Source organism: Gemmatimonadota bacterium (assembly GCA_026702745.1).
In the GTDB taxonomy this organism is placed as follows: Bacteria; JAAXHH01; JAAXHH01; order JAAXHH01; family JAAXHH01; genus JAAXHH01.
Genome location: JAPPBT010000055.1, coordinates 25,804 through 51,811, shown reverse-complemented (window position 1 = coordinate 51,811; position 26,008 = coordinate 25,804). Strand labels below are relative to the sequence as shown.

Genomic DNA, 26,008 nt, shown 5'->3' with positions numbered 1-26,008 from the left:
GCTGGCGGTGCGAGAGAGGCTGCGTCCGGTTTTGCGATGGCGCATGAGTCGTCGAATGTGCTCCCCATGCGGCCGAGGCCGATCACGGCGGCGCGGTATCTGCTGGCCATGCTGTCCTCCGGGTCATCCGGGAGAAACCGGGTGAGGCTCGTGTACCGGGATTATAAGATGGCCCAGGACACGGGACAAGCAACAATTACGCCACATGGGCCTACCCGCGGTCCGCGCGACCGGACCAGAACCGTCCCCACGATTCCAGGTAGTCGGAACTGCTCCAGGCCTTGTCCAACCCCACCCCCGAAATCACTTCGATGCCGAGTTCCTTGCATACGCTCCACTCGGGGATGTTGGACATGCCGGTCCGGTCTCCGCCCTTGGTGAACACGCGGGGCCGGATCACCCTCAGGGCCTCGCAGACCGTATCGTCGTCTTCTATTTCAAAAGGTATGACGAAATCCACGCCGCGGATACAGGAGACCACCTGGCAACGGGCCCTGAGATCCATGAAGGGCTTACCCTTCTTGCGGCGGAGAAAACCGTCGCCGTTGACGATGACGACCAGGGTATCGCCATGGGCGGACGACTCCAGCAGGCAGGAGACGTGGCCGGGATGGAGCGGATCGTACCCGCCGGAAGTGGCCACGATGGCGCCCAGATCTTCTCTGGACCCCAGGCCGGGAAACTCTTCCAGGTCGACGATGCGGGCTGCATTTCGCTTGTGCTTCGGCATGGTCCGGGATGATGGTTGTGGCAGGGAACCCGGAATCCGGCTCAGAAGTCCAGGGTCTGCGTGACCTGCTGGTTGTCGAAGACCAGGCTCTTCTTCTGGCCGTTGGCATTGACGTGCACGAGATTGACCTGGTCTTCGAACGTCTCGAGGAGCAGCGAATTCGTCATGGTCATCGATTCCAGCACCGGGATGTTCTCGACCTCCACGTAACACCAGATCGCGTCCGGGTCCACTTCTTTCCCGAGAAAGGCGGCGCTGACGCGACGTCCGTTTATCTCGATAACGACGTGGCGAGCGAGATACCGGCCGATGTAGATGTCCGCCTTTTCGGCCTCGCGCTCCGTGCCCAGGTGCAACCGTTCTGTGCCCATCGTTTCCAGGGCCAGTTCAAGGTCGTCCATGAAGATGCGAAAAGACATCTCCAGCGCGCCGGTATCGGCGTTGTGATCGACCTGGCAGACGCTGATGTAGAATGGATGGGCCGCGTGGCGCGTTGCTCCCATGGAACGGGCTGCGCTTTCCGCGTCGACCGTCAGAAGGAGTCCACCGGCCAGCAGCGTACTCGACACGGCCATCCAGGTGTGTAACCACTTCATCGGCTCCTCCCATATGCCGGCGCAGCGTGACACTACGCACCACGCCACTGCGCGACACGAATTTCGGGTCGTCCCCGAGCACCGAAGTTATCCGATTTCGGCAAGGCAGGCAACTCGAATCTTTTGTCGGATCTTGCCCTATGCCTGCCTCGATGTCCGCGGGGGTTATCCATAGCGTCTTCGACCGGGACGTAAACGGTCTGCGACCTCATTAAAGGATAACTTCCTGAATCATGCATAATCGGACAAAATCACGGTATTGTCATAGTAAAGGTATAAAACAGTTCGATTTACGAACCCAAAGCATGTATCTTCAGGTACAAATCGAGTAGCCAGGCAGCACCCCGTAGGAAACGGGTATACCAGGCGACAAACCAGATCGGAATACCCATCCTCCCGCGAGAGTTTGGCGGGACCTTCCCGCAGGAGATATGACATGCGCGTTCTACTGATGCTGACCGTCATGTTCACACTGGCCTGTGGCGATGACGACATGCCAACGGCCCCGACGCCTACCCCGGAACCGGATCCTGCCGCCAAACTGATCGGCACATGGAGATATACGGGGAACGATTTCGATGCCAAACTGGCGGCCAACCTGCGGGAGTACCTTGTCGGGGAGGGCCTGACTGCAAGCCAGGCCGACATGGTGATAGCCGACATGCTTGGTGATACCAATGTTACATTCGCCGTTACCCTCCACTTCAGGGCCGACGGCACCGTGGTTTTCGATAACGAACCGCCAGACCGGTTCCAGGTGTCCGGCAATCGAATCAACGTCACCACATCAGACGGCGAGACGTTCAGCGTGGGTTACACGGTTACGGACACCACGCTGTCACTCCAGTTTCCAATTGCTGCGCTGCTGGCTACCGCGGGTCTTGAAGCAGAGGACGAGGAGGAAGCGGAACTGCTGAGAATCATGTTCAAGGATATAGAGGTCGTGACCATGTATTTCGCCAAGGGGTAGGTAGTTTATTGATTGGAGCAAGCCAACGCGAACCAGACGCGGGCCGTGTTGTCCCATGTGGACTGCGTCGTCCATTCGTTCAGCCTTGCGCCGCCCGGCGTGCGCCCCGTCCTCCGGCACGCGCTTCCCGTCCCCGGCACGCGACCTCCGTCCCCGTCCTCCGGCACGCGCCCCCGTCCTTCGTCCCCCCGGATGATTCTTTACACGCGCCCGTCCAATCCATATATTTCATAATTCATATCGATCTGTATTGACTGAAACGCAACACTTTAAGAAACCAGGAGACCATCCATGGCGAAACGCCTTCTATTCTACGTGTACGCGTTGAGCATCGCGTGCCTTTCCACCTCCGTGATAGCCCAGAAGGGCCCTGAATCGATCAATCGGAGCAAGTTCCGCCAGATCAAGCAGGAAGCCCCGACGCCGAACGTGTACCGGACCGCTTCCGGCGCGCCGGGCCACCAGTACTGGCAGAACGAGGCGGATTACGAGATGGAGATCGAGCTCGACGACGAGACGCAGCGTCTCTACGGCACCGAGGTCATCACCTACCACAACAACTCGCCCGACGAACTGGCCTACCTCTGGGTGCAGCTCGACCAGAACGTGAGGGCACTGGACTCGGACACGCGCAAGATCGCGGGCAGCCGGGTTTCGGGGCAGATGAGTTTCGCCCAGCTGCGCAGGCTGCTGAACGACTTCGACGGCGGCTTCAAGATCGAGTGGGTGCGGGACCGGCGCGACAACCCGCTGCCCCATACCATCAACAATACGATGATGCGCGTGGATATCCCCGAGCCGCTCCGTCCCGGTCGGTCCTTCACGTTCAAGATCAAATGGTGGTACAACATCAACGACCGGATGAAGATCGGCGGCCGTTCCGGTTTCGAGTACTTCGAGGAAGACGACAACTATCTCTACGCCATCGCCCAGTACTTCCCCCGCATGGCGGTGTATAACGAGGTCGAAGGCTGGCAGAACAAGCAGTTCCTCGGCCGGGGCGAGTTCACCCTGCCTTTCGGCGACTACAAGGTCAGCATTACCGTGCCGGCCGACCATATCGTCGCGGCGACCGGCGTGCTCCAGAACCCGAAGGACGTGCTGACCGACGAGCAGCAGGCACGTTTCGAGCGGTCCAGGACGGCGGACGAGCCCGTCATGATCGTGACCGAAGCGGAGGCCATCGAAGCGGAGAAGAGCCGTGCGACCGAGAAGAAGACCTGGGTTTTCCATGGCGATAACGTGCGTGACTTCGCCTTCGCCAGTTCCCGAAAGTTCATCTGGGACGCCATGGGCGTCATGTCCGGCCCCCAGCACGTCATGGCCATGTCCTTCTATCCCAAGGAGGGCAACCCCTTGTGGGAACGGTATTCCACGAAGGTGGTCGCCCATACGATGGACGTCTATTCGAAGTACACCTTCTACTATCCCTATCCCACGTCGATTTCCGTGCACACGAACCGCATCGGCATGGAATACCCGATGATCTGCTTCAACGGCGGCCGGCCGGAACCGGACGGCACCTACAGCGAGCGGACGAAGTACGGCATGATCAGCGTGATCATCCACGAGGTCGGCCACAACTACTTCCCCATGATCGTCAATTCGGACGAGCGGCAGTGGACGTGGATGGACGAGGGGCTGAACACCTTTCTCCAGTACCTGGCCGAACAGGAATGGGATACCGAGTATCCTTCCCGCCGCGGACCCGCCCACCAGATCGTGAATTACATGAAGGGTGACGTGGAGCGCATATCCCCCATCATGACCAATTCGGAGTCTGTGTTCCAGCTCGGGCCCAACGCCTATGGCAAGCCCGCTACCGCGCTGAACATCCTCCGGGAGACCGTCATGGGCCGGGAACTCTTCGACCATGCCTTCCGCAGCTATTCACAGCGCTGGATGTTCAAGCATCCTTCCCCCGAGGATTTCTTCCGCAGCATGGAAGACGCGTCCGCGGTGGACCTGGACTGGTTCTGGCGCGGGTGGTTCTACAGCACGGACCACGTGGATCTCGGGTTGGGCGACGTGAAGTGGTTCCAGATCAATACGCGGGATCCGGAGGTGGAGAAGGAGATCGCCCGGACGGACCGGGAAGAGGAGAACCGCGGGATCAGCTACGCGCGCAACCGGACCGATATCACGGACCCGATGGTCGCGCAGGACTCGACGCTGGTCGATTTCTACAACAGGTACGATCCCTTCGAGGTTTCCATCCTCGACCAGGACGAGTATGAAAGCTATCTGGAAAGCCTGACCCCAGAGGACCTGGCCATCCTGGAAAGCGGCAAGCACTTCTACGAACTGACTTTCGAGAACGTCGGCGGGCTGGTCATGCCGGTGATCCTGGAGTTTGAGCTCGAGGACGGCACGAAGGAAGTGCAGCGGATTCCGGCGGAGATATGGCGGTACCGGGACGACAGCGTGACCAAGGTGTTCGTCATGGACCAACCGGTGGAGAGGATCACCCTCGATCCCTTCCTGGAGACCGCGGATACCGATCTGAGCAACAACGTCTGGCCGCCGCAATCGAAACCGACGCGTTTCCAGTTGTTCAAGCAGCGATTCAGGACGCCGGAAAACCCAATGCAGCGTCAGCAGCGCGCGGAAGAGAGAGAGAAGGAAGAGGCAGGGGAAACGAAGACGGAAACGCAGTAGGACCCACGGTCAACCGGGGCCGGTGCTCACCCGGTCCCGCGTTCCGCTACAGCTTCAGCCAGCAGAGGCCTTCGCCGTCGCGGTAGTAGACGGACACGGCCCGGCCGTAGACCGCGTCTTTTGAGATGAATCCGAAGACCCGGCCGTCCTTGCTGTTCCCCCGGGCGTCTCCGATGGCCAGGAGATACCCGGGGGGAATGACTTCCGGACCGTAGTCCTCCCCCCCGCTGTAACTGAGGTTCAGACGGACCCGGCGTTCGCCGTAGAACTCCTCCCGCATATCCGTGTAGGAACCCATCGTCGTGCCGTTGATGGAAACCTGTCCCCCGCGGATAGACACGGTGTCGCCTCCCACGCCGACGATCCGCTTCACCAGGCGGATGTCTTCCACGGGCGAATCGAAGACCACCACCTCGCCCCGTTCCACTTCCCGTCCCTCGGTGAGCTTCCAGTCCGTGAAAGGAATCCGGAAGCCGTAGGTGTACTTGGCCACGAAGATCCGGTCCCCCGGTAGGAGCGTGTATTCCATGGAACCGGATGGGACGGTATAGTGGTCGGCAAGGGTAGACCGGGCCGCCAGCAGGACCAGCGCGATGAGCCCGAAGGAAACGACTTCCCTGCCGATGGTCCTGATTCTGGGGTGCATGCGTACCTTTTCTGATGACACCGCCCGCGGTCCGGTTACTAAGATTACTAAGGTTGCTATGAACGCGGTCCGGTGAAAACGGTGAGCGATGAACGCGGCGTTCTGGGCTAATCCCGTTCGAAGAAGAAGCTGATCCCGCCATCCTCACCGAAAACTACGTCGAAGAGCATCAGCTCGTCCTGCGTCGGGGGTTCTTCGGAACCGGCCTGGATCAACTGCAGCACATGATCCCTGGTCAGGGTCAGGGTCAGGCGGTCGTTCTCGACCACGTAATTGCCGAGAAAAACGACGGTGTCGTCCTGTTTCAGGACCAGAATGCTGCCGTTGGCCGACCACACGGCCGATTCATCCAGGTGATTGGAGGCGGTGGCGTCGGCGTTCAGCGTCAATGTCCCGAGGGACGAGTTCGCCAGGTCTGCTTCGATTTCCTTGAGAAACTCGGCGACAATGGCATCGGCGGTCGCTTCGTCCAGTCCCCCTATGTTCATCAGGAAATCCCGTAGGTTCTGCGCAAGGGTCTGACCGAGATCCGTACCCACGGCCCGCCACGAGCCGATCAGGTCCAGGTCGATGACCCGAACCTCGCCAGGCGGTCCCTGCGGTCCTACCGGTCCCGTACTTCCGTCCGTGCCAGTTGGGCCTCACGGCCCCTCCGGTCCTCGCGGTCCCTCCTGTCCCGGCGGCCCTTCCGGTCCGGTCGGTCCCACCTTTCCCTCGCAAGCCAGCGCAAACAGCGCCGGCACGAGGGCCATCAGGCCTATGGACAACGTAGTCTTGATACGCATGTATTTGAACATCCCTGGAATTCCTCCCTGATCGATGAATTGGCGCCTTGGTGCCTCCTGCCCGGGTGTATTTAGTCTCTAGAGGACAGGAAGAACTGCAGAATGTACCAGAACAACAGCGCCACGGAGGCGAAGAGTTGAAGCGCCGCGCCAACGTGCCGGTCTTCGGGATAGTGATGCAATACGTTCGATGTGTCGTAAAGGATCGCGCCGCCGGCCAGTACGATCATAGCCACGGTGAAGATCGTCCCCAGGTGGAATCCGAATAGCACGCTGGCCACGATCAGCACGAGCGCGCAGATGAACCCCCACCTCAGCAGTCCGCCGAGGAAGGAGAAGTCCTTGCGGGTATGAAAGGCCACGATCGTCAACCCGAGAAACCCGAGGAGCGTAACCGTGGCGGCGCTGTTGATCACACCCGGCGCCATGGAATCGGCAACGTAGAGCAGCGGCGTGAAGATAATGGCCTCGCCTACGACGAACAGCCCCAGCGCGCCGTACTGACCGCCCTTGGTCTGCGCACTGTGCGCGAAATGGGACGCGATCCAGCTCAGGATGATGAACCCGCCCAGTACGATGAGCCAGGACCCGCCGAGCAGCACGCGGGCGATCGATTCCGCCATGCCGGTCTGGAACAAATAGATCTCGATCAGGGCGAAAGCCAGGATCGCCCCGAGAAGATGGGTGTAGGTACGGGTGATAAACGCCCCGCGCACGTCGACACCCAGTTGCGCGACAGGTATGCCTTGCTGTGCCCTGCTGTAGGCCGCCGTCCTGTTCATTGGTTCACGCTCCTTCTATTGGGTTAATCAACCGGTCTTAAGATCCCGTTACTCTTCACCGAGCAGGTCCTCGAGGTCCTGCAGCACGTTGCCGTCGGATCGCACCAGCGCCAGGATGGCGTTGTGCGGGACGATGATATAGGTTTTCTCCTGGTAATTGATCTCGATGGACTCCTTGCGCAGGTAGAAGGCGAAATCGCCCGTCTGGGCCTGAAGCGGCAGGTAGCGCACCGATTCTGCGGGCCTGGTTACCGGGTCGCCCTCGTTGTAGTCCGGATTGGGCATCAGGTGCCCCGGTCCCACGCGGACGACTTTTCCGGTCCCCACCTTTTCCTTCTCGGTCACCGTGGCGGGCAGGTAAAGTCCCGAATGGGTGAGCTGCTCGCCGTCGTGCTGCTCGACGAGCACCCGGTCTCCTACAATAATTAACTCGCTCATATCCCTTCGCATTTCGTGGAATCTGTGTGACGTCCGAACCCCGGCACCTCTCCTGGTCCCGGTTCAGGGTTCGATGCCGAAGCGCTCCCGCAACAACTGCAGGAACTCCGCCTCGTCGGCCAGGTCCCGTTCCTGGCGTCGGGCGTTTTCCGGTTTATCGCTGCCGGCGATAGCCCGTGACGGGAACCCTTCCGTCTCGATCAGGCACCGGTCGCTCAGCGTGATCCGCCCGGTCTTCGTAGCGATCGAACACAAGCGCTGCTGCGTAAAATGGGACTCCGGCGAGTGCTGGTGATGCTCGCAACCGGGCGTAAAGTCTACCAGATGACGCGGCCGCAGCCGGAAGCGATACTCGGTTTTCCAGTCACCGGCTGTCGTGCGGCTCGAATGCAGGCCCTCGCAGCCGTCGTGCTGCACACGCCAGATGCCATCCGAGCGCGCCTGCGGCCTCGCCTCGTCCAGTAACAGCGGTTCGCGAAAACCGTCACCGAAGCCCACATCCACCAGCCAGCGCTCCTTCAGGGTGACCTGCAACGTCATATGGTCCCAGGGCAGGCTGTCCTCCCAGGGTTTCGCGCCCACGCGCGCCTCCAGCAGGTCGACCGTGAAGCCGAGTTCGCGCAGCACCAGGGCAAACAGGCCGTTCTGCTCGTAGCAGAATCCGCCGCGGCTCCGCGTCACGAGCTTCTCGAAGAGCCGCGCTTCCTCCAGCACAATCGGGCGGCCCCAATGGATGTCCAGGTTCTCGAAGGGCACGGCCAGCATGTGCGCATGGTGCAGCCGGCGCAGTGTCGCTGCCGTTGGCGGCAGCGGGCCGCTGACTCCGATGCGCGCGCAATAGGCTGCGATATCAACGTCCATCTGGCTTCCCTGTGCATTCCGAGGCGCAAATGGATTTTGACGCAGCAGTGTACCGTGTGCTTCGCGCCCTCACGCCTTCAACCCGTGTTAATATACGGCATTTCACGTAGTGCCAGCAACCGAAATCCGGTCGTTGGAACAGGGACCGTACCACCTGAAACGATTGGACTACAGGACCGCTCCCGCGTCCCTTAGCACCTGAATCCGTTCCTCCGTATATCCCAGCACTTCGGCAAGCACATATCGACTGTCGGCATCGAATGCCGGAGGCGAATCCAGTGTGGGCGGGGGCGTTACGACATCGCTTTCGAAAGCGACCGTGCGCAGGCCGTGGATCGGGACGCCGTCGCTTCGCTTCCCTTGAAGCAGCAGCGGTTCCACGGACGCGTGGGCAAGAACATCGTCCAGACGCCGGACCGCGCCGGCCGGTACCTGTCGCGCCTGTAACTCCGTCAGCAAGGCGTCCCTCTCCTGCCCGCCGATTCGTTGCGTCAGCAGCGCGTTCAGCGCGTCGCGGTGGACCACGCGTTGCTGGTTGGTGGCGAACCGCCCGTCCGCGGCGGCTTCGGGAATATCCAGGACCTCGCATAGGGCCTGGAACTGGCTATCGGTGCCGACGGCCAGCACGACGGGTTCCCCGTTCAAGGTCCTGAACACCGTTCCATACGGCGCGATGTTCGGGTGATCGGAACCTGCGCGGCCCGGCACGGTACCGGCCACCAGGTAGTTCGCGGCCTGGTTGGCGAGAGACGCGACACCGGACTGGAACAGCGAAACCGTGTTGTACGAGCCCCGTCCCGACTGCATCCGTTCGATGAGGGCGATCAGCAGGGCTTCTTTCAATTGATGGGCCAGCAGCAGGTCGATCAGGGCCACCGGCATCTTGACCGGGCCGCTCGTTTCGGTACCGTTCATGCCCATGAAACCGGTCTCCGCCTGCAGGACGGCATCGAACCCCGGCCGTTCGTCTGTCTCGCCAAAGGCAGTGATATCCGCGTAGATGAGCCGGTCGTTTACATCGCGGAGGACCGGGTAGTCGAGCCCGAACTTGCGGGCGTCGCCCGGTTTGAAGCTCTGCAGGAAGACGTCGGCGCGCCGTACCAGGTCCACGATCACCTCGTATCCCGCAGGGATCGCGAAATCGACGCCGATGGATCGCTTGCCCCAGTTAACCGAAGAGAAATAGGCGGACACATCGGAGTTCCTGTCTTCGGCGGGCAGTTTCCACTGACGGGTCGTGTCGCCGCCGGTCTTGATGTTCTCCACCTTGATCACCGTGGCGCCGAGTTCGGCAAAGAACATGCCCACGGCGGGGCCGGCGAGCACGTTCGCGGCCTCGATGACGATCAGGTCTTTGAAGAGGGTATCGGTGGAAGACAAGGCAGGACTCGCCAGTCAGCAGGATCGCAGTCAGCCGGATCGCCGGTCAGCCGGATCGCCGGTCAGCCGGTCAGGATTTCGAAGAGGCCCATGCACAGGGACCTACTGCGGCCGTCTTCGTCCATGTTGGAACGCCAGGTGGAGATGGAGAGCGCGGCGATGTCGCAATGATCCGCGAGGTGGCGGAACACGCGCTCCAGGTCGGTTGACGGCGGTCCGCCTGGCGCCGGGTAGCCCATGGCGGGCGCCTCCGACGGATCCAGGATGTCCGTATCGAAATGGACGTAGACCGGCCTGCCGGACAGGTCGCACTTCAGGAGTTCGAGCACGTCCGGGAAATGCCGCAACCGGGATGCTTCGACCAGTTTCCGCTCACCGGGGTCCAGGTCGCGGCCGTCCGACATGATGACGTCCCCGTCGGGAATCGGATCCATGTGCAGGTTCTCGACCATCGTCTGCTCGCCCAGTCCGACCATCATGGCCAGCGGCATGCCGCCCAGGAACCCGCTCGGCGTCGTCTCCCAGGTGTTGAAGTCGCCGTGGGCGTCGAGCCACAGGAAAAGGGGTTGAATCCCGGCGCGCTGCAGCCCGGCCATGATCGGTATGGTCGCGCAACAGTCGCCCGCGACGCTGACCGGCCGCCTGCCGGCCTCCGCGGCTTCGGAGACCCGGTCGGCGAGGGCACGGTGTACGCAAAGGGTGCGGGCCATCTCGCTGTCGCCCTGCAGCGCCGTTTCGTTTACGGTCCAGTCGTCCCGCGCCAGGTCGAGGAGCGCCGGGTCGTGCCGGTCCAGGAAGTACGGCGTGAGTATGTATTGATTACGCATGGTTACACCGGGTTGGTCGTGGTCTCTTGTGGTCCTCAGGTGAAGTCCAGCCAGCGGTCCTGCTCTTCCGGCATCCAGCAGGTCTCGGTTACGGTATCCAGGTCGAAGAACTGGTAGGGATCCACTTTCCTGTATTCGGCGTAGGGTCCCGACCAGTCCTTGCGCCTCTCCTTGTACGCGAGAAATCCTGCGTGGGACACGTATTCGAACACCATCACGTAGCGCCCCGTGGCCACGCCGGATTTGTGTTCCACTTCGCGAAAGTAGCGGGCGGACCGCCATTCCGGGAACAGGTCGTCTTTGTGGGCTTCCACGAAAGCGAACCAGGTCCGGATCATTTCGTCGTGATCGACTTTCCGGTCGGGCTTGGGTACCCAGGTTTCCACTTCGAAGAAAGACATGGCCCGTCCGTTCCGGCAAGTCAGCCGCGGCGGCGCCCGGCGTGTGGACCGCGGCGGCGCTCGGCCTGTGATATGGAACAGGGGCAGCAGGATTCGAACCCGCGACCTACGGTTTTGGAGACCGCCGCTCTACCAGCTGAGCTATACCCCTTGAAAAGCCGCCTCGAACTGCACGGCACAAGATACATCGACGCGGCCGGATTGGCAACCAAATTTCCGCCGACGGGCCCGTCGTTCAACGCCCGATATCCCTTGCCCAAAAAGGCATTGCGATCTATGATGCCCTATCATGAACGCCTTTCAAAAAACGGCCCTCGCCACCCTGGCGGCGACGTTACTGCTGATCACTATCGGCAGCCTGGTTCGGATAACGGGCGCGGGCCTGGGTTGTCCCGACTGGCCCCGGTGCTGGGGTTCCTGGCTGCCGCCGGCAAGCGTGGAAGCGCTGGACATGGCCTATGTCCGGGAAAGGGGCTACGATCCCGCGGACTTCAACCCGGTCAAGATGTGGACCGAATACGCCAACCGGCTCGTGGGCGTCGTCATTGGCATACTCATCTTCGTGACCTTCCTGCGTTCTCTTCGATATCGAAAGACGCAGCCGGTGATCTTTTACTGTGCTGGCCTGTGTTTCGTGCTGGTCGGCTTCCAGGGCTGGCTGGGCGGGCAGGTGGTCCGGTCCGGCCTGCAGCCCGGGATCATTACGCTCCACATGGCCCTGGCGGTCATCCTGCTGTGCCTGCTGCTCTTCGTGACTTTCCAGTCTATGGAACAGCGCATGCGCGTTGAACTCTCCGGGCAGGGACGGTCCGTACTGTTGCGGCTGGGACTCGTGCTCCTGGCCGTAACGGCGATCCAGGTGCTCATCGGCACGCAGGTTCGGGAGGGCATCGATCCCCTCATCAAGGACGACGGCGGCCTTCCCCGGGGCGAATGGCTGGCCCAGGTGGGCCTCGTCGACCACGTACACCGGTTTTCTTCCTGGATGGTCCTGATTGCCGGCGTGCTCCTCTACCGGGCGGTCCGGCGACACGGCATGATCGGGCGGCTACCTGCCGCCGCCCGGTTCATCCTGGCCGCCATCCTGCTGCAGATCGCGCTGGGGGTCGTCCTGGCTTACGGCGGCCTGCCGCCGGGGGCGCAGGTCCTTCACCTCACGCTGGCCACACTGCTGGTCTGCGGAGAATGCATGTTTCTGCTCATGGTCAGGGCGTCACGCCGGTAATCAAGGTTTTTTCTTTTCACATTTCTGCCGTCCGGTTATGTTTGCTCAAGTTTATTCGTTGAATCTTCTGGCAGGCCCCGGCCGACACCGGCAGGCCCCGGCCGCTGCAACAGGCCCGGCAGACCCCGGCAGGCCCCGGCCGCTGCAACAGGCCCGGCAGGCCCCGGAAGGCCCCGGCCAACCCGTCCCGGGAAGGAACGATGGACCCACTGACCGCGCAGTTGAAGAGGATCAGGGCACGTTTCGAAGACGGCGTGCTGACCAGGGAGGACATCGACGAAGCAATCGCCCTGGTGGAAAACGCCGATGCGAAGCACGGTCCGGGAAACGGGCGCCAGAGCCTGCTCTACCTGCAGGCGCCCACGACCAACCCCCATTCGGCGGTGGTCGGCATCAGTATCTACGAAGACGGGGCAGACTCCGACGGGCTCGACGACAACGGCGAGTTCCGGTACCGGTCGATCAAGGAGGCCCTGGACGACGGCTGGCGCATCATCAAGTTTCCCGAAGCGTCCCTCGCCATGCGTGAACAGGAAACCTACGGGCTCGGATACGAGTTCGTGCTGGAGCGATGGAGATAGACGATGGAGACCACGATGACCGTGACGCCCTACGGTACGGAGATGGACTGCGCGCCAACGCTGACAGACCGCGAGGTCGTCGATTTCTGCCGGAACGGCTACCTTATGCTCCCCGGTGTCGTGCCGGACGACGTCAACAGGCAGGTCATCGACTACCTGGACCGCGTCGACAGTACCTATGAACCCACGCCCATCATGAAGGAATCCTTCTTCGTGGACGGCGTGCTCATGAACCCGCAGGCGGCGGGCGCCGTCCGGTCCCTCCTGGGAAGCGGCTTCACCCTGCCGCTCATCATAAGCAACCACCGGGGACCCCTGCCCTTCGACCAGCCCCAGAACTGGCACCGGGACGGCGGCACGATCTACACGGATCAGCTCGAATACCTCCAGGTCTTCTATTATCCGGAGGATTGCACCGAGGACATGGGACCGACCGTGGTGCTGCCCGGTTCGCACTTCATGCGGAACAAGGCGCCCATGATGGCTCATCTTGGCTCCATACGGGGGACCGTATCATCGGCCGGTCCGGCCGGCACGATCTTTCTCACCGTTTACGGGATCTGGCACCGCAGGTCCCGGGCCACATCGGGTCCAAAGGGAAAGAGCAAGTACCGCAATCTGCTCAAGTACAACTACTGGCGGACCGCTCCGCCGCGGAGAGACTGGGTCACGGAGGAGGACATCGACTTCAACACAATCAAATTCGATCCACCGGCGGGCGTGTTCGAGCAGTTTCAGGGCGCCATCGCGGCCGCGCGGATGTTCACCTGGCTTTGCGGCGCGGAGGACGAATACCGGAAAAGAGGCGGACAGTGCTGGCCCATCGCCACTACTGTTCGGGAAGGCGTGAACCAGGAGGGGGCGCCCAGGTCGCTGGCGAACCGTTGACATACACCTGAATTCAACCCATAAAAACCAATGGTGCGGTATCCGGCAGGATGAAACCCGCACGGAAAGAAGCAGGCCATGAAAATCACCGATGTCGCAATTACCCATATCAATCCGAAACTCACGGAACGGAACGTCGACAAGCAGGTCCAGTTCAGGACCATCGATACCCAGACAATCTTCAAGGTCACCGCGGACAACGGGGTGACCGGATACGGGGACAGCCGGGGACACGTCACGATGGACATCGCGGAGGTGGAGAGGTTGACGGGCAGCAGTCCCTTCGACCACATCAACGCGGGCTATCCCGTGGGTCTCATGGGCGCGCTTTACGATCTCATGGGCAGGCATCTCGAGATCCCGGCCTACAAGCTCATGGGACAGAAGGTGCGGGACCGGGTGCCCGTCGCGGCCTGGACCCGCGTGGCCTCCCCCGAAGAGCTGGCCGCCGAGGTGGTGCGCGCCGCGGACGAAGGGTACATGACCTTCAAGATGCATACGGGCGAATACTACGATGTATATGAACAGAACAGCGCCGTTGAGGAAGTCGCCCCGTCCGGGTTCAAGATGCACTACGACTTCAACCACAACCGGTCGTTTGCCGACGTGGCGCGCATCGTGGAACACCTCGAGAAGTCGCCCGTCGTCGGCGTGATCGAGGATCCGCTGGTCTGGCGCGACGTGGACGGCTGGCGGCGCCTGCGCGAACAGACGTCGCTCCCCCTGCTTATGCACGTGCCGCAACTCGGCGGCGGTCCGGAGATCGGGCTCGGGTGCGCCGACGCCTACATGGTCGGCGAGCACGGCATCGGCATGAGCCTGAAGCGGGGGTTCGCCTGCGCGGAGGCGAACGTCTCCACCGTGATCCAGTTGACCGGGGGCACGCTCAGCAAAGCGATGGCGCTCCACCTCGGCGCGGTGATACCCAACGTAATGCATACGGTCAACCTGGACGACCAGTACGGAGAGGACGTGACCGGCGGCCGGATCGAGGTGGCTGACGGCAGCTCGCCGGTGCCGGAAGGACCCGGCCTCGGCGTCGAAGTCGACGAAAACGAACTGGTACGCATCGCGGGAAACCCCGTAACCGAGCTCCCCCGGTACATCGGAAAGACCCGTCTGCCCAGCGGCAATATCTACTATACCATCGGGTATCCCTCGGTCCACCGGCTGACCGGTTTCACCGAAGGCAACATCCGGGGAATCCGGCTGGACATCTGGGAAGAAGACGGCAGTTCATCCTGGCAGGAAACCTACGACTGGATCGAACGCCGTGGACCCTTCATGCGCAAGGAGTCGGAATGAACGAAACACCCCGCATACTCGTCACCGGATCGGCGGGAGCCATCGGGACGATCATCGTGAACGGACTTAAAGACAAATACCCCCTCCGCGGTTTCGACCGGGTGTCTACACCGGGAATGGATGACGAGGTCGTCGGCGATATTACCGACATGGACGCGGTGCTCCAGGCCACCGAAGGCATGGACGCCATAATCCATCTGGCCGGCAATCCCTCCGGCGGCGCGTCGTGGGAGGAAATCCTCCACGCCAACTTCATCGGGACCTATACGCTGTTCGAAGCGGCCAACCGCAACGGCGTGCGGCGGGTGGCCTTCGCCAGCAGGGCCGGCTTGCTGGCGCCCTATCCGCAGGATGTGTACCGCAGGATCGACATGCCGCCGCGTCCGGAGAGCTACTATTCCATCAGCAAGGTCTTCGGGGAAAGCCTGGGGTACATGTACGCGGTGCGGTTCGACATGGAGGTCGTGTGCGTGCGCATCGGGAACTTTCAGAAACAGCGGGACCTGCCCGGCCATCCCCACCACCTCAGTCACGGTGACGCGGTGCGGGTGTTCGAACGGGCGGTCATCCACCCCGGCATCCGGTTCGAGATCGTTTTCGGTGTGTCCGACAGCACGTGGGACATGTACGACCTGGATCACGGCCGCCAGGCGATCGACTACCACCCCCAGGACAAATCCGTCATCGATCCGGAAGCCTGATCCTTCCGACGCGTCTGTCCGCGGCCGAACGCGTCTGTCCGCGGCCGAACGCGCCTGGCCGTGTCCGTCTAAAGCGCCGTCCAGCCGCCGTCGACCATGAGCGCGACCCCGGTGACGTACCTGGACGCGTCGGAGGCCAGGTAGACCACGGCGCCCTTTAGATCCTCGTTGTCCAGCATGCGTCCGAGCGGCACGCGGTGTTCATACCGTTGCACGAACGGTCCGGGCTGATCATTGAAATACCCGCCAGGGCAGATGCAGTTGGCCCGTACACCCTGTTTTCCGTAGTAGTTCGCGATGTACCGGGTGAAATTGATCATGCCGCCCTTGACGAAGGTGTAGTCCGGCGGTTGTTTCATTCCGGTTTCTTCGTAGAGGCCGGGGTCGTTGGCCACGACGCCGTAGATGCTCGAGATATTGATGATGCTGCCGCTGCCCTGGTCGGCCATGACGGGGACGAAGGCCTTGCAAAGGGCGAAGAGTCCCACCATGTTCCCCTGGGCGCTGGCAGCCCAGTAGTCCGGAGTCTGCTCGTCGAAACCGCCGCCTCGGCCGACCACGGCGCTGTTGACCAGGACGTCCACGCGGCCGTAACGGTCCATTACGCGTCGTTTCAGGGCGTCGATCGATTCGGTATTCGTGATGTCGAGCGCTTCGGGGTGGGTGTCGAATCCCCGTTCGTTCAGTCCTGCGACGAACTGCCGGTTGTTCTCCAGGTCCCGTGAAGCGACGACCACCGTGGCGCCGGCCTCGGCCAGGGCCTCGGAGATGCTGCTTCCGAACTGCGGTCCGGCGCCACCCGTGACTACGGCGATGCGCCCGGCGAGGGAAAAGCTGTCCAGCACACCCATGTCTAGGCTCCTGTCGTTCAACTGTGTATACAAAGTATCGACAAATACGGAAAAGTATCGACAAAGTATATACCGTTCGATCATGCGGGACAAAGCCTTTGTACCCGCCGGATTTGACTGGGAAGCCGTAGCGCCTTGCAGGTCCTTGAGTAGAGACCTGAAGCCATCTCGACGGAGGAGCAGACCATGATCTGGGGGTCCGGAGACTATTGTTACGAGAAGGTGCTTGGTTGGGGATCCGAACGCACGCTGGGCATCGCCACGGCCGTGGCCGTGGATTCGCGGGACCGGGTCTACGTCGTCGACCGGGAGCCGAATCCCGCCGTGGTGGTTTACGACCGGGACGGCCGCCTGCTGGACGAATGGGGTCACGACATACTGGCCCTGCCCCACGAGATATGGATCGACGGGGAGGACAGGATCTACATTCCGGACTGCAGAGACCATACCGTCCGGGTGTTCGAGACCGACGGCACGCTGCTGCAGACGCTGGGTGAGCCGAACCGGCCCGGAGAGCCGGGCAAGCCCTTCAACATGCCGACCCGCGCCGTCAAGAGCGTCTCCGGGGACCTGTACGTCTCCGACGGTTACGGACAGTGTTACGTGCACCGGATGACGCCTTCGGGAGAACGGGTCCACACCTGGGGCGGCAGGGGCGCCGGGCCCGGTCGGTTCACCCTGCCACACAACATCTTCCCCGTGTCCGACGGCCGCCTGCTCGTGGCCGACCGGGAGACCAACAACCGGATCCAGGTCTTCGATGCCGAGGGAGGCTTCCTCGCGGAATGGCACGGGCGTCCCGCGCCCTGCGGCCTTTTCGTCGATGACGAGGACACGGTCTTCCTGGGCGAGGGCGGCGGGGTCACCATCTTGAACATGGACGGCAGGCTCCTCGCCCAGTGGGTCGTCAGGGGCGGACCGGTCGACCGGGCCCACGGCGCCCACAGCGTCTGGGTCGACCGCCACGGGGATATCTACGTGGGCGAGGTGGGGGTGGAGAACCTCGTGCACAAGTACGTCCGCGTGTGACGGACCGTATTCCCCTGAGTGCATCTCCGCATACTGCTATGAATCTTCTCCCTTCCGGCCATCATTTTCCCCGATGGATCTGGGCCGTCTACGCGGCCCTCTTCGCCCTTTCCATACCGTGGTACCTCCCGGAGATCGAACCGGTACCCGTCTGGCTCGGCGTGCCGTACTGGGTCGTGATCTGTCTGGCCGCCTGCCTGGCCATCGCGTGCTTTACCGCGTTCGTGATACACCGGTACTGGCAGGAGGAAGGATAACCCATGGCAGATCAGCCTTACGGCCCCGGCGCCTTCGCCTTCCTCGCCGCCTACCTCGTCTTCATGATCGTCCTGGGATACGTAGCCCGGGCCCGCCGCCGGGACGATTCCATGTCCTCCTTCTACCTGGCGGGCAAGAACCTGGGCGCCCTGGTCCTTTTCTTCACGCTCTACGCGACCCAGTACAGCGGCAACACGCTCATCGGTTATCCCGGCGAGGCCTACCGGCTGGGATACGCCTGGGTCATGAGCGTCGGGTTCATGATGGCGATCGTAGTGGCCTACCTGCTCTTCGCGCCGCCACTCTACCGCGCGTCGCGGCAGGGCCACTTCGTGACGCCGGGCGACTGGATCACCCATCGATTCGGTGCGGACGGACGATCCGGACTGACCCTCTTCGCCGGCGTGCTGTTCGTGGTCGCCATCGCCAACTACCTGCTCGCGCAGCTCCTGGCGGTGGGGCATATCGTATCCGGTCTCTCCGGTGGCGCCATTCCGTTCTGGGCGGGCGTCGTGATCCTCGCGGTCATTATCCTGTTCTACGAGACCCTAGGCGGCATGCAGGCCGTGGCGTGGACCGACTGCATCCAGGGCATGCTCCTCTTCGTAGGGCTGCTGGGCATGCTGGCCGCCGTGGTCGCGGGGAGCGACCGACTTGGCGAAGCGACGGCGTGGATCATCGCCCATCAGCCTTCGAAAGCCGCGCTTCCCGGGGGAGAGACGATCCGTACCTGGATCAGTACCATACTGCTGGTGGGCTTCGCCGCCGCCGTCTATCCCCAGGCCATTCAGCGCATCTTCGCCGCCCGGAGCACCCGCAGCCTGAAGCGGTCGTTCACCTTCATGGCCTTCATGCCCCTGGTCACCATCTCGGCGGTCGTGCTCGTCGGGATCCTCGCCATCCCGCAGCTGTCGGGCCTCGAGGGCGTCGAAACCGACCAGGTCATGCCCCGCCTGCTCCGGGTCTGGGCCGCCGAATCGCTCTGGCTCTACGTCATGACCGTGCTCGTCCTCACCGGCATCGTCGCGGCCATCATGTCGACGGCCGACTCCGTCCTGCTCAGTCTCTCTTCCCTGCTCGTCAAGGACGTACTGGGCCGATTCCGGATGGGGTCGCTTCCGGAAGCGCGCCTTACCGCGTGGGGGAAGCGCCTGTCCTGGATCATCATGGCTATCCTGGTCCTCATCGCGCTGACGCCGGATCTCACCCTGTGGGGACTCATTGAGCTTAAGATGGAGGTGCTGATCCAGACCGCCCCCCTGTTTGTGCTGGGGGTGCTGTGGCGGCGATTCAGCGCGTCGGGCGCGGCCGCGGGCATGGCCGCGGGCACGGCGCTCGCGGCCGGTTTGACCCTCGCGGGCATGGGCAAGGTCTGGGGCTGGCACGCCGGCGTGCTCGGTCTGGCGCTGAACGTGATCGTGGGGGTGGCGGTGAGTTGGGCCGGGCGGTTTCCCGCCCCTTGCGCCGGGTATCGCCATTCGTTCAATTCACCGAAATAACTTGACTTTTGTAACTAAATAACATATATTAATCGCTACGTTAGGAACCTAGTCGGAAGTCAATCTTCGAAAGGAGTAAAATCATGAGAAGTGGCGATGAAATGTTAAAGCAGATCGTTGAGAAGTCCTCCCTGGACGCAGATTTCAGGCAAAAGCTGATCGCGGACCCGAAGTCGACCATCTGTGAGGAACTGGACATTACGATGCCGGAATCCATGTCGATCCAGGTCCACGAAAGCAATATGCAGACGGTACATATCGCACTGCCCCCGGATGCGAATATCACCGAGGAGCAACTCGAAGCCGTCTCGGCCGGACTCTGCTGCTGCTGGTAAATCGAAATCAACAGTCTGCAAATCGTCAATCATGCGGATGCCTGGCAGTCGCGTGATCAAGTAGATCAAAAAAAGTCCTCCCCGATCGCACTGGTCGAGGAGGACTTTTGCTTTGATTTACAGACGTGGTACTCGATTCGCGTGCGCGGCGTTCGGTTCGCGAGTATGGCGCTCAGTTCGCGTGCGCGCCGGAGAGCACCATGTACAGATAGGCCTTGGCCTGCTCCAGCCTGTCTCCTGTGATGACCAGCTTGATGTGATGAATGCCCCGCAACATGAGAAAAGGCCCGGTCTTGCCAAACAGTGTCGTGGGTTTGGAAGTCCAGTCCGCAAGGGCCGCAAGCTTCTCCTGAACGACATAGTCCTCATAGCCCAACGCATCCAGTATGGGATCCCAGTCGGTCATGCCGTCGATCCAGTAACGGGAATCCTGCGTGTATCTTTGCTTGACGATGGGCGTCAGCCCGAGTGTGGGCCCCAGCCCGTCTGCCCGTACGTCTACGTTTAAGCCAGCGCTCACGATGTCCGCCCTCTCCCTCAAGCGCGTGAGCACGGATTCGACCGCGGAAACCTGCCCCGGCCATCCGGTGTTTTTGAGATAAGTGGCGATTCCGTCCTCCGCGCTGAATCCCATGATCGCCAGGCGGACCGTACGCTTCCGGGACGGGAATACACCGAAGGAATCCAGACGCGTGTTTTCCGGCTGCGCCAGGTAAACCCGTTCCGCGTTTTCCCGCTCAGCGGCTATCTTCTCCCAGCCGACGCAGGAGACTAGGGCGTCTACCACGATGCCGACGTCATGCTGCAGCCCGGCGCCGCCGAACAGCGTGCGTTCGTTGGGCCGCAGAAACAGGCCCGGCAGCGACTTTCTTTCACTGGGATCCGAGCCTACATCATACTCCAGCATCAACTTACGCCCCACGATCTCTCTCAGCGACGAGTGCCGGGCTTCTATTTCCCCGAACAGCCGCATTACCGCTCCAGCCGTCTCATCCGTCCCGTCGGTCCGCGCCTGCGCTTCAAAAAAGTCGCCCGAACGGTTCCCGCTAGCCAGCGAGACGCCAAAGTCCGCCACGGGTCGGCTATCGTGCAGCGGAAGTTCAAAGCCGAAGGGTTGCGCGCCCATCGCAATGGGCAGTTGCCCCGCGCGTTTCAGTATGAGGTCCCATTCCCGCGCTCCGATCAGATCCGGAGAAATCCCATTTCGCAACTGCGCCAGCAATTCGGCCATCGTTTCGCCCTCGTTGGCGAGTCGATCCTGGGTGTGCAGGACGGCATCGTCGATATTCACCTTTACTCCTTACGCGATGACCGGTGAGGGATTCAATTCGGCTTCGGTCAGGGGTTGATTGCGAAAGCCCTTGTCGACCGGTACGTCGTACAGGCGCCCGGGGGCGAATCTTGCCCAGAAATGGCGCATGCCCGGTACGATGACCCGCGCCACCGGCATGCCGATGTCCGGCCGGGTCTGGTCCAGCACGAGGAACTCCATGCCCTGGGCCTCGACCTGCGCTCGGCAGTATTCCACGTCCTCTCGCGTGTCCGTTCTTTCGATCTCCGGAAACTGCCCGGCCTGCCTGAGCGGCGCGTCCGTCGACGGTACCAGCCAGGCGCAATCGGCGATACGAGCCGTCTTCCACCAGTTGAGTGCCATGGGATCGTCGATCATGGACCGGTTGGGCCGATCGGACCGGCCAGACTGCCCGGGCTGCCCGGCCAGCCGAGTTCGACTCGAAGGACCGCCTCCTTCGCGTACGTCGGACCGGGGCAGCCACGTCAGGCACTGGTTCAACTCGCACAGGGCGCGCAGGGCCGCGAGTCGCGGGTCGGAATGAGCGCCCGCGCCGTATATGATATCCTCGGTTTCCGCGTCCGGCCTGCGGGAAAGCGCGACGAAGGACGGAACACCCGTATCGGACGTCACGTCGAGCATCCACACCTCCCGCTCCCATCGTCCGTAATAGTCCGTAGCCGATGCGAGGAATTCATCGTCAAAGCTGGCGAGATCCACGCCGGGGACGCTCAGCCGGTTATACCACCAGATGGCGAACGCATCGCGCTCGACCAGTTCATAGAAACCCTGCAGGATGGCCTCCTCCAGGGTGTTCCCCGCGGCGCAGCCGTTGGAATCGGCAATCAGGTCGGCGGGGCCGCGCTGTTCGGGCGCCATGCTGTAGAGCATCGACGTCGGCAGGTATCGATGCCGGCCTTGCGTGAACGACCACACGGGGGTCCAGTCTATTCCGGCGGTGGGATCGAAACGCGGCGGGACGATGTTGTAGGGGTGGCCTGCCGCGTTGATGCCCTCCGCGTTGTCGAGCTGATCGTCGCTGAACAACTGTACGGCGTTGGGGTGGATCGCCCCGTCTTCCGCGGTGAAATCGGTGAATCGTCCGCGGGTACGGATTTCGTCGCCGCTAAAGGCGCCTGAATGACGTTCGATCGCCTCGCAGAGGGCACTGGCCTCGGACTGTTCCCGCGTACTGCCCTTGCCGGCGCTCTTGCTGCGCAGGCTGCGCCTGAGCGAACTCAGGCTCCGGCTTCTCATGCCGGGATTGCTTCCGGCCCAGTAGACGTGCAGCCAGTCGTCGTTTTCATCGGTCGTGCGCGCCAGCCAGGATATGACACCGCTCACCGGGCTTACCAGGTGGCGGTATCTCGCCAGGGTGGCTTCGGGCGTCACGGACCGCGCCCCGCCGCTGTTCCGATGGATTTTGGGGCTTTCCTTCAGACGAACCGGTACCGGCGCCCGGTCGGGCCGATACAGCGCTTCGTCGCCGCAGGACGGACACTGTGGCCGTCGCAGGACCGCATGCTTCGTGCTTGCGAATGTGCCGACATGCATCGAGATCGCCTGTCCATCGATCGGGGCTCCTTCATCCAGCACCAGCCACTTGACGATTTCAGCCGAAACCAGTCCATACACCGCCTCGAGCACGACGGGGTCGACGGCGAACGGTTTGAAGGCGGCTTCCTCGCCGGCGACGTGCCGAAGGAACTGGTGAGCCTCCTTGTGGCCGCGCAATCGGTGAGCCAGGCAATCCCAGCAGGGGCCCTGCCGGTCCGCGCGAAAGACGGGTCCGAACAGCACTTCCATGCCGCGCGGCCGCACCAGCATCCACGGCGCTCCCGCTTGGAGTCGGCGCTGGTTCACCGCTTCAAACCGCGCGTCGAGATAATCGTCGCACACGATAACCTTGAGCCGGGCGTCGTCGGCCTCTACGTCGGCCACCACGTCGGCCACCGCGCAGGCTCCGCTCGTTTCCAGATGCCGGGAAAGCCTTCCGTCGTCGCCTTCGACCACGACACGCGATTCCGCCAGTCGTTGTTCGACCCATCGGGGCGATGCGCCCAGGGACGTCCAGTATGCCGCCCGGGACCGGTCCATGCTATGTTCGGCTGAGATGACATAGCCCCGGTCGGAGAGCGAAACGATCGCCCCGCGCACATCGGCCGCGGCATGGCGGCCCTCGAGATCGGCGACGATGTGGTCCAGCGGACGCCGGCCGTCGAGGAGCGGCAGCAGATCGCAGAGCAGACCGCCGTGCAGCAAGGTATCGAAGGATTCGGAAACCAGCAGCGTCTGCTTCTCTCCGATGACGTGGGACCGCAAGTGCGGGGTTAGCACGGGAAGTTCGACAAGGCCCTGGTCCTCAGGGGTCGTTCTCGAGAGTTTCCCCTGGCGGGCATTCTTGCTCGTCGATTTCCCCTGGCGGGCGTTGATGCTCGTTGGCCCCCGCGTCCCGGGTTTCCGCGTTTGCTCGGCAGGCGTTTTCATGCGGGTGCGGCGAGCGTGTCGATCCGGGCGGCGGCGCGGGAGGCGGTTTCGACGACCGCCGAGGTCAACGCATCGAAGTCCTCCTGATCGCAGGCATTCGCCACGAGTGATTTGACCTTCGTTCCCGCCGTCGCCGCGTCGAATCCGTCCACTCCGACAAGCCGCATTACCCCTTGCAAATCACGCCACAGGTTCGCGGCCCGCGCCAGCGACTCGTCACCGGCGGCTTCGAACACTGCCGCTGCGGACGGCGCCGGATCGTCGAGGAAGTCACCGGCAAGTTTAAGCTGCAGGAAGCGCGCAGCATGCTCGATATCGTTCAGCCCGCCGGGTATGCACGCGTATTCGGACACGCTCGTCTCCGCGCCGTTTACCGCCTGATCGTCCGGAACGGTGCCGATTTTCTGCTGTCCGTCCGGCCTGGCGTACGCCGGCTCGTTCGCGCTGCATTCAACCAGGAACCCGCGCCGCGCATCTTCGAAGCGGCTTCCGATAACGGATCCATCCGGCTCGAAGACGCAGCGGGCCCGGGTGAAGACGGCGACCGCGCCCGAAGCCGGGTCACGAACCTGCTCGGTCAGTTCAGAGAGCGACAACGCGGGTATGGCCTCCGCTTCGGAGGAGACCGGGGAGAACAACAGGTTGTCCTGTGCCAGGTCGGCCAGGGCCTTTCGGAAACTCCGGAACAGGCGTTCATTTGCGCCGGACTGTGCGCCGTCATGGACGAATAGCATTTCGACCGCGATGCCGGGATAGGCCTCCCGGCTGGCCAGATCGCCCAGGAAGAAGGCGCCGACCTCGCCCACGCTGTCGGTGCCGTACCGCTCGCCGAAATCGGCGACCACGGAAGCAAGCACCGTCGATACGGATGCTTCGGAGAGATTGGACAGTGCCGTTCTCGCCTCCGCCGGGAGCAGGTTGCCGCGTACCACGTGCATGCCGATCTGAAACGCCTTGTCGTTCGACCAGTTACGCACGATTTCGGCGGTTTCCTTCGCATCGACCACGGGCAACTCGACGATCAGGTCCTTCATTTCCTGAACGCCCATTTCGTAGGTCCAGTAGACCCGTGCAAGCCCGCGCCGCGCGATCGACTCGAATTCCTCGTCCTGCTCGAACCCCCTGGGCAGGTCGAGATCGAGGAACTCCTGATCCTGCAGGTTATCCAAAAGCTCCGGGTTCCGTTCGATCCACTTCGCGAGCCGCGGCGCGGCGCCGAAGATCTCGACGATCGTGTCGAAGGCGTCGGGCCGTTTCGCGGCAAGCGGACTGTCGTAGACGCTCCAGTCATCGATCTCCGGATAGAAATGCTTGCGCCACTGGTCCACCAAAGGGTCCATCTTCTCAAACCACTTTTTGGGTTTCAGCACGATGTTCATCATATCGGAGTAGGTCCCCGGCAGTTCAGGCGACTCATCGAGACTGACCTGCAGCAGGGGGTACTGGCGGGATGCCACCGCGTGGTGGTCGGCATGGCGCTGCGCATTGAAGAGCATCCAGTTGCTGAACTTCCAGTCGGCGCTCCAGGAATGACGGGGCATGATCTTCTCCCACCGGCCATTCTCCAGTCGGACCCGGCGCAGGCCGTAGTGCTGGAAGTAGTTGCTGATCTTCATCGAAAACACGCATGACAGGCCGAGGAAGGCGAAGACCGGGACCGCCCAGATCCCGCCCATCCAGAAAACCAGTGCGTACCAGAACGCGACGCCGAAGCCGTAGCGCCAGAAGGGATTGCTGTAATGCCACATGGTCCGTCGGCGCCGCGCCAGGCGTTCTCGCGCCACTTCCCAGGAATTGACGAGGTTGCTGACGATTTCCTTGGGCATGTACCGCCAGAAACTCTCCCCCTTCGGCGCGGACCCCACGTCATAGGGTGTGCCGACCAGGGCGTGGTGGATGTAGACGTGCTCTGTGGCATACTGCGGATAGGAGGCGGAGGAAAGCAGGAACTCGCCGATCCGGCGTTCCCAGGTCGTGCGTCGGTGAATCAGTTCGTGACCGACGACGAACACGGCCTGGGCTTCCATCGTCAGTATGATGGCCAGCACGACGTCCTGCCACCATACGAAGGGATCCGCCACCAGGATCTGCCACAGGCCGAAGACCAGGGTGGGCGGCCACAGAAACGCCCACGACCAGACCGGAAGATTGTGCCAGATCAGGCGGTGTTTCGGCGTTTTCCACGGATCCATGATGCGCCCGTCCCGTCCGAACACCCGGTCGAAGGACCAGGAAAGGCTCATGAAGACCATAGGCGGCAGGAGCCACCAGCCGCCCCACAACGCGGCGAGCACGATCAACGGGTAAACACCCAGTGGCAGGTAATGCGGAAGGGCGGTCAGGATGGACGGCTCAATCTCCTGCGTCGCGTCGGCCTGATCCGGCCCGGCGCCATTGGTTTCGGCGCTGTCGATTTCAACGATGTTTTGTGACATGGCTACACCTCCTTGGTCAGCATAACCTGGCACCTGTGAGTGTGTTCTT

26 protein-coding genes and 1 tRNA gene are annotated in these 26,008 nt (G+C 62.4%); 11 read left to right on the top strand and 16 right to left on the bottom strand.

Annotation, left to right across the window (positions count from 1 at the left end; genetic code table 11):
• Nucleotides 1-211: 211 nt before the first annotated feature.
• Both OXH56_08550 and OXH56_08545 read right to left on the bottom strand, forming a co-directional pair.
• The gene (locus tag OXH56_08550) at nucleotides 212-730 is read right to left on the bottom strand and encodes an adenylyltransferase/cytidyltransferase family protein (protein MCY3555357.1); all 519 of its coding nucleotides are present in this window, start codon (nucleotides 728-730) and stop codon (nucleotides 212-214) included.
• A 41-nt stretch (nucleotides 731-771) separates the two neighbouring features.
• Nucleotides 772-1,326: a hypothetical protein gene (locus OXH56_08545; GenBank protein ID MCY3555356.1), complete on the bottom strand. Its 555-nt coding sequence runs from the start codon at nucleotides 1,324-1,326 to the stop codon at nucleotides 772-774.
• A gap of 436 nt (nucleotides 1,327-1,762) precedes the next feature.
• Between OXH56_08545 and OXH56_08540 the strand changes: the two genes are divergently transcribed.
• Together OXH56_08540 and OXH56_08535 are read left to right on the top strand one after the other, a co-directional pair.
• Nucleotides 1,763-2,296: a hypothetical protein gene (locus OXH56_08540; protein MCY3555355.1), complete on the top strand. Its 534-nt coding sequence runs from the start codon at nucleotides 1,763-1,765 to the stop codon at nucleotides 2,294-2,296.
• A gap of 291 nt (nucleotides 2,297-2,587) precedes the next feature.
• Nucleotides 2,588-4,954: a M1 family metallopeptidase gene (locus tag OXH56_08535; GenBank protein MCY3555354.1), complete on the top strand. Its 2,367-nt coding sequence runs from the start codon at nucleotides 2,588-2,590 to the stop codon at nucleotides 4,952-4,954.
• A 46-nt stretch (nucleotides 4,955-5,000) separates the two neighbouring features.
• Here the strand turns inward: OXH56_08535 and lepB are convergent, their stop codons facing one another.
• The 10 genes from lepB to OXH56_08485 form a co-directional block, all read right to left on the bottom strand.
• Nucleotides 5,001-5,600 (bottom strand): signal peptidase I, encoded by a 600-nt coding sequence (gene lepB / locus OXH56_08530; protein MCY3555353.1) that lies wholly within the window; start codon nucleotides 5,598-5,600, stop codon nucleotides 5,001-5,003.
• A gap of 107 nt (nucleotides 5,601-5,707) precedes the next feature.
• Nucleotides 5,708-6,088 (bottom strand): hypothetical protein, encoded by a 381-nt coding sequence (locus OXH56_08525; GenBank protein MCY3555352.1) that lies wholly within the window; start codon nucleotides 6,086-6,088, stop codon nucleotides 5,708-5,710.
• A gap of 153 nt (nucleotides 6,089-6,241) precedes the next feature.
• Nucleotides 6,242-6,397 carry a hypothetical protein gene (locus OXH56_08520; GenBank protein MCY3555351.1) on the bottom strand — a complete coding sequence of 52 codons (156 nt, stop codon included), beginning with the start codon at nucleotides 6,395-6,397 and terminating at the stop codon, nucleotides 6,242-6,244.
• A 59-nt stretch (nucleotides 6,398-6,456) separates the two neighbouring features.
• A complete protein-coding gene (locus tag OXH56_08515; GenBank protein ID MCY3555350.1) occupies nucleotides 6,457-7,167 on the bottom strand; it encodes a Bax inhibitor-1 family protein in 711 nt (236 codons plus the stop codon).
• Between the two features lie 48 nt (nucleotides 7,168-7,215).
• Nucleotides 7,216-7,605 (bottom strand): co-chaperone GroES family protein, encoded by a 390-nt coding sequence (locus OXH56_08510; GenBank protein ID MCY3555349.1) that lies wholly within the window; start codon nucleotides 7,603-7,605, stop codon nucleotides 7,216-7,218.
• 63 nt (nucleotides 7,606-7,668) lie between these two features.
• Nucleotides 7,669-8,466 (bottom strand): arylamine N-acetyltransferase, encoded by a 798-nt coding sequence (locus OXH56_08505; protein ID MCY3555348.1) that lies wholly within the window; start codon nucleotides 8,464-8,466, stop codon nucleotides 7,669-7,671.
• A gap of 168 nt (nucleotides 8,467-8,634) precedes the next feature.
• On the bottom strand, nucleotides 8,635-9,846 hold the full coding sequence (locus OXH56_08500; protein ID MCY3555347.1) for a CaiB/BaiF CoA-transferase family protein: 1,212 nt from the start codon (nucleotides 9,844-9,846) through the stop codon (nucleotides 8,635-8,637).
• A gap of 62 nt (nucleotides 9,847-9,908) precedes the next feature.
• Nucleotides 9,909-10,673, bottom strand: a complete 765-nt coding sequence (locus tag OXH56_08495; protein ID MCY3555346.1) for an arginase family protein — start codon at nucleotides 10,671-10,673, stop codon at nucleotides 9,909-9,911.
• 35 nt (nucleotides 10,674-10,708) lie between these two features.
• Nucleotides 10,709-11,074 (bottom strand): hypothetical protein, encoded by a 366-nt coding sequence (locus OXH56_08490; protein ID MCY3555345.1) that lies wholly within the window; start codon nucleotides 11,072-11,074, stop codon nucleotides 10,709-10,711.
• A 78-nt stretch (nucleotides 11,075-11,152) separates the two neighbouring features.
• Nucleotides 11,153-11,225 (bottom strand) — tRNA-Trp (locus OXH56_08485).
• 138 nt (nucleotides 11,226-11,363) lie between these two features.
• On the opposite strand from OXH56_08485, the gene OXH56_08480 reads away from it, so the two are divergent.
• The 5 genes from OXH56_08480 (at nucleotide 11,364) to OXH56_08460 (ending at nucleotide 15,774) form a co-directional block, all read left to right on the top strand.
• Entirely contained in the window at nucleotides 11,364-12,299 is a 936-nt protein-coding gene (locus OXH56_08480) for a COX15/CtaA family protein (GenBank protein MCY3555344.1), read from the top strand.
• A gap of 200 nt (nucleotides 12,300-12,499) precedes the next feature.
• On the top strand, nucleotides 12,500-12,880 hold the full coding sequence (locus tag OXH56_08475; GenBank protein MCY3555343.1) for a hypothetical protein: 381 nt from the start codon (nucleotides 12,500-12,502) through the stop codon (nucleotides 12,878-12,880).
• A 3-nt stretch (nucleotides 12,881-12,883) separates the two neighbouring features.
• Nucleotides 12,884-13,768 carry a phytanoyl-CoA dioxygenase family protein gene (locus tag OXH56_08470; protein MCY3555342.1) on the top strand — a complete coding sequence of 295 codons (885 nt, stop codon included), beginning with the start codon at nucleotides 12,884-12,886 and terminating at the stop codon, nucleotides 13,766-13,768.
• Nucleotides 13,769-13,846: 78 nt separating this feature from the next.
• Nucleotides 13,847-15,073 (top strand): hypothetical protein, encoded by a 1,227-nt coding sequence (locus tag OXH56_08465; protein ID MCY3555341.1) that lies wholly within the window; start codon nucleotides 13,847-13,849, stop codon nucleotides 15,071-15,073.
• Complete coding sequence (locus tag OXH56_08460) at nucleotides 15,070-15,774, top strand: NAD(P)-dependent oxidoreductase (protein MCY3555340.1); 705 nt, start codon at nucleotides 15,070-15,072, stop codon at nucleotides 15,772-15,774. The genes OXH56_08465 and OXH56_08460 overlap by 4 nt, the downstream gene beginning before the upstream one ends.
• A 68-nt stretch (nucleotides 15,775-15,842) precedes the next feature.
• On the opposite strand, the gene OXH56_08455 is transcribed toward OXH56_08460, so the two are convergent.
• Nucleotides 15,843-16,625, bottom strand: a complete 783-nt coding sequence (locus OXH56_08455) for an SDR family oxidoreductase (protein ID MCY3555339.1) — start codon at nucleotides 16,623-16,625, stop codon at nucleotides 15,843-15,845.
• A 186-nt stretch (nucleotides 16,626-16,811) separates the two neighbouring features.
• Here OXH56_08455 and OXH56_08450 point away from each other — a divergent pair, with 186 nt between their 5' ends.
• The 4 genes from OXH56_08450 (at nucleotide 16,812) to OXH56_08435 (ending at nucleotide 19,746) form a co-directional block, all read left to right on the top strand.
• Nucleotides 16,812-17,654, top strand: coding sequence for a hypothetical protein (locus OXH56_08450; protein MCY3555338.1), 843 nt, complete (start codon nucleotides 16,812-16,814; stop codon nucleotides 17,652-17,654).
• A gap of 38 nt (nucleotides 17,655-17,692) precedes the next feature.
• Complete coding sequence (locus OXH56_08445) at nucleotides 17,693-17,911, top strand: hypothetical protein (GenBank protein MCY3555337.1); 219 nt, start codon at nucleotides 17,693-17,695, stop codon at nucleotides 17,909-17,911.
• A 3-nt stretch (nucleotides 17,912-17,914) separates the two neighbouring features.
• Nucleotides 17,915-19,411 (top strand): sodium:solute symporter family protein, encoded by a 1,497-nt coding sequence (locus tag OXH56_08440; GenBank protein MCY3555336.1) that lies wholly within the window; start codon nucleotides 17,915-17,917, stop codon nucleotides 19,409-19,411.
• A gap of 83 nt (nucleotides 19,412-19,494) precedes the next feature.
• Nucleotides 19,495-19,746, top strand: a complete 252-nt coding sequence (locus OXH56_08435) for an NHLP leader peptide family RiPP precursor (protein ID MCY3555335.1) — start codon at nucleotides 19,495-19,497, stop codon at nucleotides 19,744-19,746.
• A 172-nt stretch (nucleotides 19,747-19,918) separates the two neighbouring features.
• Here the strand turns inward: OXH56_08435 and OXH56_08430 are convergent, their stop codons facing one another.
• The 3 genes from OXH56_08430 to OXH56_08420 are packed head-to-tail and all read right to left on the bottom strand — an operon-like array spanning nucleotide 19,919 to nucleotide 25,959.
• A complete protein-coding gene (locus OXH56_08430) occupies nucleotides 19,919-21,037 on the bottom strand; it encodes a hypothetical protein (protein MCY3555334.1) in 1,119 nt (372 codons plus the stop codon).
• Between the two features lie 9 nt (nucleotides 21,038-21,046).
• On the bottom strand, nucleotides 21,047-23,524 hold the full coding sequence (locus tag OXH56_08425) for a TOMM precursor leader peptide-binding protein (protein ID MCY3555333.1): 2,478 nt from the start codon (nucleotides 23,522-23,524) through the stop codon (nucleotides 21,047-21,049).
• A complete protein-coding gene (locus OXH56_08420; GenBank protein MCY3555332.1) occupies nucleotides 23,521-25,959 on the bottom strand; it encodes a fatty acid desaturase in 2,439 nt (812 codons plus the stop codon). Before OXH56_08420 ends, OXH56_08425 begins: the two co-directional genes overlap by 4 nt.
• Nucleotides 25,960-26,008 lie beyond the last annotated feature (49 nt).